This window comes from Xanthomonas rydalmerensis (assembly GCF_033170385.1).
Lineage (GTDB): Bacteria > Pseudomonadota > Gammaproteobacteria > Xanthomonadales > Xanthomonadaceae > Xanthomonas_A > Xanthomonas_A rydalmerensis.
Genome location: NZ_CP126170.1, coordinates 2015410 through 2029115, shown reverse-complemented (window position 1 = coordinate 2029115; position 13706 = coordinate 2015410). Strand labels below are relative to the sequence as shown.

Annotated in this window: 12 protein-coding genes; 7 read left to right on the top strand and 5 right to left on the bottom strand. The window is 69.9% G+C overall.

The genetic code is table 11. The features are described 5' to 3' along the window. Window position 1 precedes the first annotated feature (1 nt). Complete coding sequence (locus tag QN245_RS08400) at window positions 2-1159, bottom strand: efflux RND transporter periplasmic adaptor subunit (RefSeq protein WP_317845041.1); 1158 nt, start codon at window positions 1157-1159, stop codon at window positions 2-4. 255 nt (window positions 1160-1414) lie between these two features. Then, the gene (locus QN245_RS08395; protein ID WP_317845040.1) at window positions 1415-2986 is read right to left on the bottom strand and encodes a protein adenylyltransferase SelO; all 1572 of its coding nucleotides are present in this window, start codon (window positions 2984-2986) and stop codon (window positions 1415-1417) included. Window positions 2987-3261: 275 nt separating this feature from the next. On the opposite strand from QN245_RS08395, the gene QN245_RS08390 reads away from it, so the two are divergent. Continuing rightward, complete coding sequence (locus QN245_RS08390) at window positions 3262-4155, top strand: alpha/beta hydrolase (RefSeq protein ID WP_317845039.1); 894 nt, start codon at window positions 3262-3264, stop codon at window positions 4153-4155. Window positions 4156-4188: 33 nt separating this feature from the next. Here the strand turns inward: QN245_RS08390 and QN245_RS08385 are convergent, their stop codons facing one another. Together QN245_RS08385 and QN245_RS08380 are read right to left on the bottom strand one after the other, a co-directional pair. After that, the gene (locus QN245_RS08385) at window positions 4189-4881 is read right to left on the bottom strand and encodes a glutathione S-transferase family protein (protein WP_184646572.1); all 693 of its coding nucleotides are present in this window, start codon (window positions 4879-4881) and stop codon (window positions 4189-4191) included. Window positions 4882-5084: 203 nt separating this feature from the next. Continuing rightward, complete coding sequence (locus tag QN245_RS08380) at window positions 5085-5294, bottom strand: cold-shock protein (protein ID WP_184646570.1); 210 nt, start codon at window positions 5292-5294, stop codon at window positions 5085-5087. 484 nt (window positions 5295-5778) lie between these two features. On the opposite strand from QN245_RS08380, the gene QN245_RS08375 reads away from it, so the two are divergent. The 3 genes from QN245_RS08375 (at window position 5779) to QN245_RS08365 (ending at window position 9839) form a co-directional block, all read left to right on the top strand. Beyond that, entirely contained in the window at window positions 5779-6324 is a 546-nt protein-coding gene (locus tag QN245_RS08375) for a YaeQ family protein (protein ID WP_160971085.1), read from the top strand. Then, window positions 6321-7517, top strand: coding sequence for a BaiN/RdsA family NAD(P)/FAD-dependent oxidoreductase (locus QN245_RS08370; protein ID WP_317845038.1), 1197 nt, complete (start codon window positions 6321-6323; stop codon window positions 7515-7517). The genes QN245_RS08375 and QN245_RS08370 overlap by 4 nt, the downstream gene beginning before the upstream one ends. 249 nt (window positions 7518-7766) lie before the next feature. After that, a complete protein-coding gene (locus QN245_RS08365; RefSeq protein ID WP_160967413.1) occupies window positions 7767-9839 on the top strand; it encodes a GGDEF/EAL domain-containing response regulator in 2073 nt (690 codons plus the stop codon). 88 nt (window positions 9840-9927) lie between these two features. Here QN245_RS08365 and htpX read toward each other — a convergent pair whose 3' ends face one another. Then, on the bottom strand, window positions 9928-10812 hold the full coding sequence (gene htpX, locus QN245_RS08360; protein WP_317845037.1) for a protease HtpX: 885 nt from the start codon (window positions 10810-10812) through the stop codon (window positions 9928-9930). A gap of 103 nt (window positions 10813-10915) precedes the next feature. Here htpX and gluQRS point away from each other — a divergent pair, with 103 nt between their 5' ends. The 3 genes from gluQRS to phaR all read left to right on the top strand — a co-directional run bounded on the left by gluQRS (window position 10916) and on the right by phaR (window position 13370). After that, the gene (gene gluQRS / locus QN245_RS08355) at window positions 10916-11836 is read left to right on the top strand and encodes a tRNA glutamyl-Q(34) synthetase GluQRS (RefSeq protein WP_317845036.1); all 921 of its coding nucleotides are present in this window, start codon (window positions 10916-10918) and stop codon (window positions 11834-11836) included. Between the two features lie 67 nt (window positions 11837-11903). Beyond that, a complete protein-coding gene (gene phbB, locus QN245_RS08350; RefSeq protein WP_160967408.1) occupies window positions 11904-12644 on the top strand; it encodes a beta-ketoacyl-ACP reductase in 741 nt (246 codons plus the stop codon). A gap of 207 nt (window positions 12645-12851) precedes the next feature. Continuing rightward, window positions 12852-13370 (top strand): polyhydroxyalkanoate synthesis repressor PhaR, encoded by a 519-nt coding sequence (gene phaR, locus QN245_RS08345; RefSeq protein ID WP_184447667.1) that lies wholly within the window; start codon window positions 12852-12854, stop codon window positions 13368-13370. The last annotated feature ends 336 nt before the right edge of the window (window positions 13371-13706 follow it).

Below are 13706 nucleotides of genomic sequence, written 5' to 3'. Positions count from 1 at the left end.
CTCAGCCCTGGCCGGCGGCAGGCGCGGCGGCGGCGGCCTTCACCGTCACCTTGGCACCGTCGCTGAGGCCTTGCCGGCCCGCCACCACCACCCGTTCGCCGGGCTTCAGGCCATCGCCGACCAGCCAGCGATCGCCCACCGCGCGCAGCGTGGTGAACTCGCGTTGGCGCACCACGTTGTCGGCACCCACCACCCAGGCGACGGCTTCGCCACGCGGGGTGCGGTCCACCGCTGCCTGCGGCACCAGCAGCGCCTGCTGGCGCACGCCTTGCCCCACCAGCGCGCGCACGTACATGCCCGGCAGCAGTTGCGCATCCGGATTGGGGAAACGCGCGCGCAGGGTCACCGCACCGGTGGTTTCCTCCACGTCGAGGTCGGCGAACTCCAGCGTGCCCGGCAACGGGTACGCGGTGCCGTCGGACAGGGTCAGCCGCACCTGCGTGCTGGCCGGCTGCACGCCACCGGCGGCGATCGCCCGGCGCAGCGCCAGGAACTGGTTGCCGGACTGGGTGATGTCCACGTTCATCGGATCCAGCTGCTGGATCTTGGCGATGGCGTCGGTCTGGTTGGCGGTGACCAGTGCGCCCGGGGTCACCCGCGCGCGGCCGATGCGCCCGCCGATCGGCGCCACGACCGTGGCGAAGCGCAGTTGCGTGCGTGCGGTGTCCAGCGCCGCGCGTTGCGCGTCGCGGCTGGCCAGCGCCTGCTTGTAGGCAGCCTGCGCATCGTCCACGTCCTGCTGCGCGGCCAGCCGGGTCTTGCCCAGCGTGCGGTAGCGCTCGGCGCGCAGCGTGGCGGCGGCGAGCGTGGCCTCGGCGGTGGCCAGATTGGCCTGTGCCTGGTTGGCCGCGGCCTGGTACAGGGTCGGCTCGATCTGGAACAACGGCTGCCCGGCCCGCACCGTGGCGCCCTCTTCGAACAGGCGCTGGCGCAGGATGCCGCTGACCTGCGGCCGCACCTCCGATTCTTCCGAGGCCACCGTGCGCCCGGCCAGTTCAACGCTCAGCGGCACGCTTTGCGGCTGCAGGGTCAGCACCTCCACCGTTTTCGGCGCCGGTGTCTGGGCGCTGCCCCCGCCCTTGCAGCCGGCGAACGCGAGCACGACGACGGTCAGCAGCAACGGCAGCGCGCGGCGGCGCTGGACGAGAGGCGCGGGCATGCGCTTGATCCTGGGGACGACGAAGGGGAGCGTCTAATTTATCAAAGACAAGAAGGCGCTGATGAAGGTGCCCTCACCCCTTCGCCGTCACGGCGCAAGGCGGGCATCAGGCGCGGGCCGGGCGTACGCCGGCGGGCGACGGGGGCGCGGTTACGAGCCCCGCACGCTGGAAAACCTCACGCCTCGCCCGAATCGCGCGCCGGACCGCGCCATCAGCGCCCGGACCGACAGCCTGAGCGCACGCGCCGGCCCTGCTCAGGAACTGCAGGACAGCATCGAACAGCCGGCCCGGCTCCGCGCCCAGTCCGGCCGCTTCGCCGCGAAGGCCTCGCGCCCGGGCTGTTCGTCGTAGGGATGGCGCATCACCTCCAGCAGTTCGTCGATGCCGCCGGTGTCGCCCTGCTCGGCGCGGTCGATCGCCTGCTGCGCCAGGTAGTTGCGCAGCACGTAGCGCGGATTGGCCGCACGCATCCGTGCGACGCGGGCGGCGGCGGGCAACGGATCCTGCTGCAGGCGCTGCGCGTAGCGCGCCAGCCAGGCCTCGAACGCCGGCGCCTGCGTCGCCAGCCGGGCCGGGTCGTAGAAGGCCTCGGCCTGCGCCGCCAGGGCCTGCGCCGGCGTCCACGGCTGCAGCGGCAACGCACTCAGCCCGCGGAACCACAGGGTCATGTCGACCTCGCCCTGCTGCAGCAGGTCCAGCCCATCGCGCATCAGCGCCACATCGTCGTCGGCGCAGGTCGCCAGGCCGAGCTTGGCGGCGATGTTGTCGCGCTCGGCCTGCGCATACTCGGCGCGGAACCGCTCCAGGCCGTCGTGCAGCGGCGCGACGTCGTCGAACAGCGGTGCCAGCGCCTGCGCCAGCCGCCCCAGGTTCCAGTACGCGACCTGCGGCTGGGTGCCGAAGCGGTAGCGACGGCCCTGCGCATCGGTGGTGTTGGGTGTCCAGTCCGGGTCGTAGTCGTCGACCCAGCCATAGGGGCCATAGTCGATGGTCAGCCCCAGGATCGACATGTTGTCGGTGTTCATCACCCCGTGCACGAAGCCGACGCGCATCCAGTGCGCGACCATGCGCGCGGTGCGCGCGCAGATCTCGGCGAACCAGGCCGCGTCGCGCGCGCCAGCGGCACCCTGCAGGTGCGGGAAGTCGCGCGCGATCACCAGGTCGGCCAGGCGCCGCAGCAAGGCGGTGTCGCCGCGTGCGGCCGGCAATTCGAAACTGCCGAAGCGCACGAACGACGGCGCCACCCGGCACACCACCGCGCCCGGTTCGGCGCGCGGATGGCCGTCGTAGAACATGTCGCGCACCACCGTCTCGCCGGTGCCGACCAGGCTCAGCGCGCGGGTGGTCGGCACGCCCAGGTGATGCATGGCCTCGCTGCACAGGAACTCGCGGATCGAGGAGCGCAGCACCGCGCGGCCATCGGCGCCACGCGAATACGGTGTGGGCCCGGCACCCTTGAGCTGCAGTTCCCAGCGCCGCCCGTCCACGCCCAGGGCCTCGCCCAGGGAGATCGCGCGGCCGTCGCCGAGTTGCCCGGCCCAATGCCCGAACTGGTGGCCGCCGTAGTTCGCCGCATAGGGCTGCATGCCCGGATAGCGCGCGTTGCCGGCGAACACCGCGGCGAACTCCGGCGACCGCACCTCCTGCTCGGACAGCCCGAGCAAGGTCGCCACCTCCGGCGAATACGCCAGCAGCTGAGGCGCCACCACCGGGGTCGGCTCGACCGGCGACCACAGCGCCCCCAGCACCTCGCGGCGCCGCGGACCGGTTTCCGGATCGCCAGGCAGTTCGGCGACGAAGCGATTGTCGAAACGCAAGGAAGTCATGAGCACAGCGTAGAAGGCACAACCTGGATTGGAAAGGCCGCGAGGTGAGCACACGGTGCAGGCCTGTCGCCGCGCGGGCCTGCAAAGCCCCTCTCCCGCCGGGAGAGGGGTTGGGGTGAGGGTACGGCGCCGCAAAAGCTCCACGGCGCCGACGCAGGCACCGCAAGCCCACGCTCTTGCCAATCCCCACTCCCGAATCCCCAATCCCCGCCCCACCTCCACTCGCCACCGACATGGGCATCCGGCATGCTCCGCGCTCCTCTCCGGGATCGCCCATGTCCGACCGTCCGTCTCCGCCCCGCTGGCCCCGCAACGCCCTGATCGCCCTGTCCTCGCTGCTGGTCTCTGCCTGCAGCAGCCTGTTCTTCGGCGGCCTCAACGCCGGTTCCTCGCGCCATGGCCTCAGCGAGCAGCGCGGGATCGTCTACGACGCGGCGCACGGCCTGGCGCTGGACGTGTACCGCCCGGCCGGGGTGCAACACGCGCCGGTGGTGGTGTTCTTCCACGGCGGCACCTGGAAGACCGGCAACCGCCAGAACTACCGCTGGGCCGGCGAAGCGCTGGCGCGGCACGGCGTGGTCGCGATCGTGCCGGACTACCGCAAGTATCCGCAGGTGACCCTGGATGGGTTCATGCGCGACGCCGCCACCGCCGTGGCCTGGAGCCAGCGCCATGCCGCCGAGTATGGCGGCGACCCGCAACGGCTGGTGCTGATGGGCCACTCCGCCGGCGCGCACATCGCCGCGCTGCTGACCACCGACGGCCACTGGCTGCAGGCGCAGGGCCTGTCGCCGCGGCAGTTGTGCGGCCTGGTCGGACTGGCCGGCCCCTACGACTTCCTGCCGCTGACCGACCCGGACCTGATCGGCATGTTCGGCCAGGACCCGGCACAGCAGCGGCGCTCGCAGCCGGTGAACTTCGTCGACGGCGACGAGCCGCCGGCGCTGCTGCTGCACGGCGACGCCGACACGGTGGTGGAACCGCACAACAGCCAGTCGCTGCAGGCCGCGCTGCAGCGCGTCGGGGTGCCGGCCGAATTGAAGACCTATCCCGGCGTCGGCCACATGCGTCTGGTGCTGGCGCTGCGCAAGGACGACCCGGCGCTGCCGGTCATGGCCGACAGCATCGCCTTCGTGCGCGCCTGCCCGGCGCGTCCCGCCGGCCCCTGATCCGGCCGGCACCGCGAGCGGCGCGAACCGGGTTCAGCCGTCCGCGCTACCGAGCAGCTCGAACGGGCCGCCCTGCTGCAGCGCGCGCAGATAGGCCGGGCGCTGCTCGATCCGCTGCACGAACCCGGCCAGGTTCGGATGCGTCTGCAGGCCGATGCGCGCGGCCGCGGCCTGCACCGGGAAGCTCATCTGCACGTCCGCCGCGGTAAAGCGGTCGCCGGCGAACCAGCCAGTCTCGGCCAGCTCGCGCTCCATCCAGTCCAGGTGAAGGCGCACCTGCGGCCCGACGAAGCCCTGCATCGCCTTGTCGACGATGGCCTTGGCGATCGGCCGCGCGAAGAACGGCATCTTCGCCGAGCGGATCCGCCCGAACACCAGGCTCATCAGCAGCGGCGGCATCGCCGAGCCCTCGGCGTAGTGCATCCAGTAGCGGTAGCGCAGGCGCTCGGGCGAATCCAGCGGCTGCGGCGCCGGCGACAGCGTGCTGCCGGTGTCGTAGCGGTCCACCAGATAGTCGAGGATCGCCCCGGACTCGGCCAGGACGTGACCGTCGTCCACCAGCACCGGCGACTTGCCCAGCGGATGGATCGCGCGCAGTTCCGGCGGCGCCAGCATGGTCTTGGGATCACGCTGGTACTTGATCACCTGGTACGGCAGCGCCAGTTCCTCCAGCAACCACAACACGCGCTGCGACCTGGACTGGTTGAGGTGATGCACGGTGATCATGGCGACGGCTCCGGAGCTCGGGGGCCGCCATGGTAGCCGGATGCGGGTGTGAAGCCGCGCATGCAGGGCCCGTCGCTGCGCCTGGCGACCCGGCCGCAGCGCCGCCGCCGCAGCGCGCGCGATGCCCGAAAAACGATCGCCCAAACAAAAACGCCGGAAGCTTGCGCTTCCGGCGTCTGGCAACCTTGCGGTGGCGGGCGTCCTTAGACGGCCTGCACCTGGTCAGCCTGCATACCCTTCTGGCCCTGCACGGCGACGAAGGTCACCTTCTGGCCTTCCTGCAGCGACTTGAAGCCGGTGCCCTGGATCGCGCGGAAATGCACGAACAGGTCCGGGCCGCTTTCCGGGGTGATGAAGCCGAAGCCCTTGGCATCGTTGAACCACTTCACGGTGCCGTTCTGACGGTCAGTCATTTTGCTAACTCCTGAAACATTGAATTGAAGAAATCGCAGCCATCGGAAATCGAGGCCGAGACTGAGTTGCAGGCGTTAGTAAAGCGAGCGGAACGATGAAGTGGATCGCGAGATCTACTGCACCAAGCCACGATTCACGGTGACTCTAGCAAACACAGTGGGGTCACCATACGCGGGTAGCGCTCAAAAAGCGACATGTTTGTGTAGACAAACCGGGATCCACCACAAGGAAGCTGAACCCAACCCTAAAGTTAGCGCCAGCGCGGCCGAACCCCCTGCCGGCCCGTGGAAATTGCGCAAATCCGCCCGCGTACCTGGCAACGGCGACCGAGCCCGAGGCCATGGCGCATGCGTCCACATCAGCCTGCGGCCCCTCGCCCGCCCCAGCCAAGGCGGCCGGCACCGATCCCCATGTCCCACGCACGTTCCGGGCCCGGCGCCGCCGCACACCGTATCCTATTGCGCCCTCGATCCCGGTAGCCGCATGGCCCTCACCGCCACCCTCCGCAAGGCGGAGCTGCAGATTTCCGACATGGACCGCGGCTACTACGCCGCCCATTCCCTGACCCTGGCGCAACACCCGTCCGAGACCGACCAGCGGCTGATGGCGCGCCTGCTGACCTTCGCCCTGTTCGCCGAGGAGCGCCTGCTGTTCGGCAAGGGCCTGAGCAGCGACGACGAGCCCGACCTGTGGCGGATGGACTACACCGGCGCGATCGAGCAATGGATCGAGGTCGGCCAGCCCGACGAGTCGCGGGTGCGCAAGGCCTGCGGCCGGGCGCGCTCGGTGGTGGTGGCCAACTACGGCGGCCGCGCCGCGGACATCTGGTGGGACAAGAATGCCTCCGCCCTGGCCAAGCTCAAGCAGGTGCAGGTGATCGACCTGCCGGCCGACGCCGTCGCCGCGGCGGCCGAGCTGATCCAGCGCAGCATGCGGTTCGACGTGATGATCCAGGACGGCGAAGTGCAGTGGCTGGGCGACAGCGGCAGCTTCGCCTTCACTCCCTCGGTGCGCAAAGCCGCGGCATGAGCGCCGGGAACGCCCCCATCCAGACCGACGTCGTGGTGATCGGTGCCGGCGCCGCCGGGCTGATGTGCGCGATCGTCGCCGGCCAGCGCGGACGCCGGGTGCGGGTGATCGACCATGCCAACAAGGTCGGCAAGAAGATCCTGATGTCCGGCGGCGGCCGCTGCAACTTCACCAATACCGGCACCGGGCCGGGCAACTTCCTGTCCGCCAATCCGCACTTCTGCAAGTCGGCGCTGGCCCGCTACCGCCCCGCCGACTTCATCGACCTGGTCGAACGCCACGCCATCGCCTACCACGAGAAGGAACTGGGGCAGCTGTTCTGCGACGTCTCCTCCAAGCAGATCGTGCGCATGCTGGTGGACGAGTGCGCCGCGGCCGGGGTAACGGTGCGCACCGGTTGCAGCGTGCGCGCGGTGGAACGCGGCAGCGAGGGCTTCCGCCTGGACACCGACGATGGCCCGGTGCATGCGACGTCGCTGGTGGTGGCCACCGGCGGCCTGTCGATTCCCAGCCTCGGCGCCAGCGGCTTCGGCTACGAACTGGCGCGGCAGTTCGGCCACGCGGTGCTGCCGACCCGTGCCGGGCTGGTCCCGCTGACCCTGAGCGGCAAGCACCAGGAACGCCTGCACGACCTGTCCGGCCTCGCCTTGCCGGTGGAGGCCAGTTGCAACGGCGCGCGCTTCCGCAACTTCATGCTGATCACCCACCGCGGTGTCAGCGGCCCGGCGATCCTGCAGATCTCCTCGTACTGGCAGCCGGGCGACGACCTGCGCCTGGACCTGCTGCCGGGGCAGGACGCGGCGACCTGGCTGCGCGACCAGAAACGCCTGCGCGGTGCCGCCGAGCTGCGCACGGTGCTGGGCGAGGCGCTGCCGCGCCGGTTCGCGCAACGCCTGTGCGAGGTCTGGCTGCCGGACAAGCCGGTGCGCCAGCTGGACGAACCGCAGTTGCGCGCGGCCGCCGAGCTACTCGGCGCCTGGCCGCTGGTGGCCAGCGGCACCGAAGGCTACCGCACCGCCGAAGTCACCCTGGGCGGCGTGGACACCGACCAGGTGTCGTCCTCGACCATGGAATCGCGGCGCGTGCCCGGCCTGTACTTCGTCGGCGAAGTACTCGACGTCACCGGCTGGCTGGGCGGCTACAACTTCCAGTGGGCCTGGGCCTCGGGCCATGCGGCTGGCTTGGCGGCGTGACCCTGCCGCCGGGATTGGGGATTGGGGATTGGGGATTCGCCAAGGCGGGCTCATCACGGCTGTAGATACGCGAGCCAGCCCAGGCCGACCAACCCAACCCGGGCGGAGTTTGTCTTGACGAATCCCCAATCCCGAATCCCAAATCTCCGCTTCACCTCGAATCCCCACTCCCGAATCTCGAATCCCCGCCCCTCATTCATGGACGCCGCAGCGGCCATCGTGTATTAAACCCCGTCTCCGGGAGGCTTCATGCACACAGGCAAAGACATCACCCTCCGCCTGATGATCGTCGACGACAGCGGCGAAGACGCCGAGGCGATCGTCAGCAGCCTGCGCAACAGCGGCATCGCCGTGCGCCCGTCGCGGCCGCAGCACGCCGAGGAGTTGTCGGCGACGCTGGCCGCGCAGCCGATCGACCTGGTGCTCAGCGCGCAGGCCCAGTCGATCCCCCTGCCGCAGGTACTGCAGCGGGTCGCGGCCAGCGGCAAGGACATCCCGGTCATCGTACTGGCCGAACGCATCGACGAACAGGAATGGCTGGAGGCCGTGGCCGGCGGCGCGCGCGCGATCGCGCTGCGGCAGCGCCCCGAACATCTGCTCGCGGTGGTCCGCACCACCTGGGCCGACCTGCAGGCACGACGCGGGCTGCGCCGGATCGAGGCGCAGATGCGCGAGACCGAACGCCGCTGCGATGCGCTGATCGCCTCCTCGCGCGACCCGATCGCCTACATCCACGAAGGCATGCACATCCGCGCCAACGACGCCTACCTGGAGATGTTCGGGTTCGCGTCGTTCGACGACGTCGAAGGCGTGTCGCTGCTGGACATGGTCGCCCCGCAACACGTGGAAGGCTTCAAGCAACTGCTGAAGTCGCTAAGCAAGGGCGAGCCGCCGCCGGCGCAGTATCAGGTGGACGCACGCACCCTGGAAGGCGACAGCTTTCCGGCGACGATGGAGTTCGCCACCGCCAGCTACGAGGGCGAAGCCTGCGTGCAGGTGGTGTTCCGCCGCCGCGAAGAGTTCGACCCGGAACTGGCGCGCGAGGTCGAGGACCTGCGCCAGCGCGACCAGGTCACCGGCCTGCTCAACCGCCCGACCTTCATGCTGGCGCTGGAAACCGCGGTGGCCCAGGTCGGCCGCGGCGAGGGCCAGTACGGCTTCCTGCTGGTCGAGCCGGACCACTACGCGCGGCTACTGGCCGACATCGGCCTGGATTCGGCCGACGCGCTGGTCGCGGCGCTGGCCCAGCACCTGGCCGCCGCCATCGACGGCGACGTACAGGCCGCGCGCTTCGGCGAGCACAACTTCGCGCTGCTGCTGGAAGGCGACTACGCGCGCACCGCGGCGCTGGCCGAACGCCTGCTGCAGGCCTACGCCAGCCACGTGTTCAGCGTCGGCGAGCGCTCGGCCACGGTCACCGTCAGCATCGGCGGCGTGCAGATCGGCGAGAAGATCGCCAGCGTCGGCCAGGTCCTGGCGCGCGCCAGCGAGAACGTGCAGGCGACCGTCGAACTCGGCGGCAATGCCTGCAAGATCTTCGACCCCGGCGCGGCCGACCGCCTCGAGGAGGAGCGCGTGCAGCGCTGGGTCCAGCACCTGCGCGAGGCCCTGGCGGGCGACGGCTTCCTGCTGCACTACCAGCCGGTGCTGAACCTGCAGGGCGAGCCGCACGAACTGTACGAGGCTTACCTGCGCCTGGAGCGCAACGACGAGCTGATCGGCCCGTCGACCTTCCTCGGCATCGCCGCCGAGCACGGCCTGACCGCCGAGATCGACCGCTGGGTGGTCGCCCGCGCGATCGCGGTGATCGGCGAACGCCAGCGCGCCGGCCACGCCACCAGCCTGCTGGTCAAGGTCAGCCCGGAGGCCTTCGCCGACACGCAGATGGTCGATCTGATCCGGCGCGAACTGGCCGCGCACGGCGTGCCCGGCGATCGCCTGTGGCTGCAGACGCCGGAGGCCAAGGTGTTCACCCACCTGCGCAACGCGCAGCAGTTCCTGGCCGACGCCACCACCCTGGGCTGCAAGGTCGGGCTGGAACAGTTCGGCTCCGGCCTGGACTCGTTCCAGCTGCTGGCGCACTTCCAGCCCTCGTTCCTGAAGCTGGACCGCGGCTTCACCCAGGACCTGACGCAGACCCGCGAACACCAGGACAAGATCCGCGAGATCACCGCACGCGCGCAGTCGGCGAGCATCCGCACCATCGCCGAGTTCGTCTCGGACGCGACCTCGATGAGCCTGTTGTTCAGCGCCGGCGTCGACTACGTGCAGGGCGAGTTCGTGGGCCTGGCCACGCCGGGGATGACGTTCGATTTTGCCTGAGGGGCGGAGATTCGGGATTGGGGATTCGCAAAAGCGCCGACCGGCGAAGCCTGCGCTTCGCCGGTCGGCGTGTCGATCCCGCGGTGGCTCAGCTCACTGTCGCGTTGACGTGCGAGGCGCGCAGGGTGGCGATGCGCTCGGACAGCGGCGGGTGGCTCATGAACAACTTGCGTAGACCCTGGCCCAGGCCGCCGGCGATGCCGAACGCCTGCACCTGCGACGGCAAGGTGCTCTGCCCATGGTTGAGTTCCAGTCGCTGCAGCGCCGCGATCATCTTGGCGCGGCCGGCCAGGCGGGCGCCGCCGGCGTCGGCACGGAACTCGCGGTAGCGCGAGAACCACATCGCGATCATCGTCGCGAACAGGCCGAACACCAGTTCCAGCACCATCACGATCGCGAAGTAGGCCAGGCCGCGGCGGCCGTCGCGGTTGCCCGACAGGTAGCTGTCGATCACGCCGCCGACCACGCGCGCCAGCACGATCACGAAGGTGTTGAGCACGCCCTGCAGCAGCGCCATGGTCACCATGTCGCCGTTGGCGATGTGGCTGATCTCATGGCCCAGCACCGCCTCGGCCTCGTCCTCGGTCATGTTCTGCAGCAGGCCGGTGGAGACCGCGACCAATGCGTTGTTGCGGTTGGCGCCGGTGGCGAAGGCGTTGATCTCGGGGCCGTCGTACACGGCCACTTCGGGCATGCCGATGCCGGCCGCCTGCGCCTGGCGCTGCACGGTCTGCAGCAACCAGCGCTCGGTGTGGTTGCGCGGCTCGGTGATCACCTGCGCACCGGTGGCGCGCTTGGCCATGAACTTGGACAGCAGCAGCGACACCAGCGAGCCGCCGAAGCCGAAGATCGCGGCCATCACCAGCAGGCCGCCCATCTGGTTGGGATTGACCCCGAACACGGACATGACAATGCCGGCCAGCACCAGCACCGCCAGGTTGGTGATGAGGAACAGGGCGATACGATTGAACATGTGAGCGTGGGCTCCGCATAGATTAAATGGAAGGATTGGCTCGAATCTGCGGTGTCGGCCGCTTGAATTCAAGCGCGTACCTGACCGAGGATTCAGCTTGCCCATGTCCCCGCCTCCCTATCGCGGCCGCTTCGCGCCCTCGCCCACCGGCCCGCTGCACCTGGGTTCGCTGCTTGCCGCCTTCGGCAGCTGGCTGCTTGCCCGCCACGCCGGCGGCCAATGGCTGCTGCGCATCGAGGACGTGGACCGCCCGCGCAGCGTGCCCGGCGCCGCCGAGCGGCAACTGGCCAGCCTGCGCGCCTGCGGCCTGGAGGCCGACGGACTGGTGCTGCGGCAGAGCGAGCGCGACCCGGTCTACCGCGACGCGCTGCAGCGGCTGCTGCAGGCAGGCCTCGCCTTTCCCTGCAGTTGCAGCCGTAGCGCGCTGGCGGCGCAAGGTGGCGTGCACCATGCCTGCGTCGCCACCGCGCCGCGCGCGCAGCCGGCCATCCGCCTGCGCGTGCCGCCCGGCGTGGCCAGCGTGGTCGCCTTCGACGACGGCGTGCGCGGCCGGCTGAGCCAGGACGTCCATGCCGAGGTCGGCGATGTGGTGCTGCTGCGTGCCGACGGCTGCTGGGCCTACCAGTTGGCGGTGGTGGTCGACGATGCCGCACAAGGCATCACCGACGTGGTGCGCGGCGCCGACCTGCTGGAGTCCACGCCGCGGCAGATCCTGCTGCAGCGTGCGCTGGGCCTGCCGACGCCGCGCTACCTGCACCTGCCGCTGCTGCTCGACGCCGACGGCCGCAAGCTGTCCAAGTCGCACGCGGCGCTGCCGCTCGACGATGCCGACCCGCTGCCGGCGCTGCGCCTGGCCTGGGCCACGCTGGGCCAGCCGCCCGCGGCATTGGCAGGCGCCGGTTCGGTGCCGGCGCTGCTGGCCGCGGCGCTGCGGGCCTTCGATCCGGCCGGACTGCCGGCGCAGGACCGGAGCGTGGACGATGCCGCCGGTCAGCAGCGACATCCCCAGCGACATCAAGGCTGACTAGAATCGCACCTTCGGCCGCAGCACGGCCGCTCTTCCCTTTCCCTCTCTATCCGGAGCGACATCCATGACATCACGCGTTGCGCTGGTCACCGGCGGCACCGGCGGCATCGGAACCGCGATCTGCGAGCGGTTGGCCGCGCAGGGCCACCGCGTGGCCAGCAACTACCGCGACCAGGCCAAGGCCCTGGCCTGGCAGCAGCGCATGCGCGAGCGCGGCCATGACGTCGCCATCGTCCCCGGCGACGTCGCCTCGCCCGAGCACGCGCAGGCCCTGGTGCATGAGGTCGAACGCCAGCTCGGCCCGGTCGAGATCCTGGTCAACAACGCCGGCATCACCCGCGACACCACCTTCCACAAGATGACCGCCGAGCAATGGCACGAAGTCATCAACACCAACCTCAACTCGGTGTTCAACGTCACCCGACCGGTGATCGAGGGCATGCGCCAGCAGCGCTGGGGCCGGGTCATCCAGATCAGCTCGATCAACGGCCTCAAGGGCCAGTACGGCCAGGCCAACTACGCCGCCGCCAAGGCCGGCATGCACGGCTTCACCATTTCGCTGGCACGCGAAAACGCCAGCTACGGCATCACCGTCAACACGGTCTCGCCCGGCTACGTCGCCACCGACATGGTGATGGCGGTGCCGGAGGAAGTGCGCGCCAAGATCGCCGCCGAGATCCCCACCGGGCGTCTCGGCAAGCCGGAGGAGATCGCCTACGCCGTGGCGTTCCTGGTCGCCGAGGAAGCCGCATGGATCACCGGTTCCAACCTGGACATCAACGGCGGCCACCACATGGGTTGGTGATCGACTGAATCGCTCAGTCGGCGGCTTTCGCGCGAGGTAACGCTACCCCAACCGGCGCGAAGCGCAGCGTGGCGGCCCTTGGCCGCTCCGCGAATGCTGCGCAGCATGATTTCTATGCTGCACCCGCGTGTTCAGGGAGTAACGGCGGTTGCAAGCCCTGCTGCGCTGCGCCATGCTGCGCGCCTACCGTCACAGAGCGATCGCTTCATGGCTGAGATTCGCATCATCAAGAAGTATCCCAATCGCCGCCTCTACGACACCGAGATCTCCAGTTACATCACCATCGAAGACGTTCGCCAGCTGATCATCGACGGCGAGGAATTCGAAGTCCGCGACGCCAAGACCGGCGAAGACCTCAGCCGCGCGGTCCTGCTGCAGATCATCGCCGACCAGGAACAGGACGGCGAGCCGATGCTGTCCACGCAGTTGCTCAGCCAGATCATCCGCTTCTATGGCGACTCGCTGCAGGGCTTCATGGGCAACTACCTGGAGCGCAGCATGCAGGTGTTTCTCGACCAGCAGCAGCAGTTCCGCCAGCAGATGGGCAATCTGCTGGGTCAGACCCCGTGGACCATGATGAACCAGCTCACCGAGCGCAACCTGGAGCTGTGGCAGGAGTTCCAGCGCAACCTCGGCGCCGGCTTCGGCCGCCCCGCCGCCGGCACGGGCACCGGCAAGCCCGGCGAGCCGCCGGCCGGCGCTGCGCCGAAGTCGCGTCCGCGCTGAGCCCTGCGCGCGGGGCGAGCTTCGGCGGGGCGCTGCGCGCCCTACCCTCACCCCAACCCCTCTCCCGGCGGGAGAGGGGCTTTAGCCTCTCCCTTCTCCCACCGGGAGAAGGTGCCCCGAAGGGGCGGATGAGGGTCGGGCGAAGCCTCGCAGACTTGCTTCAGCGCAGCGCTTCGCGCCCCGCCCTCACCCCAACCCCTCTCCCGACGGGAGAGGGGTTTTAGCTTCTCTCCCTTCTCCCACCGGGAGAAGGTGCCCGAAGGGGCGGATGAGGGTCGGGCGAAGCCGCGCAGACTTGCTTCAGCGCGGCGCTTCGCGCCCTACCCTCACCCCAAC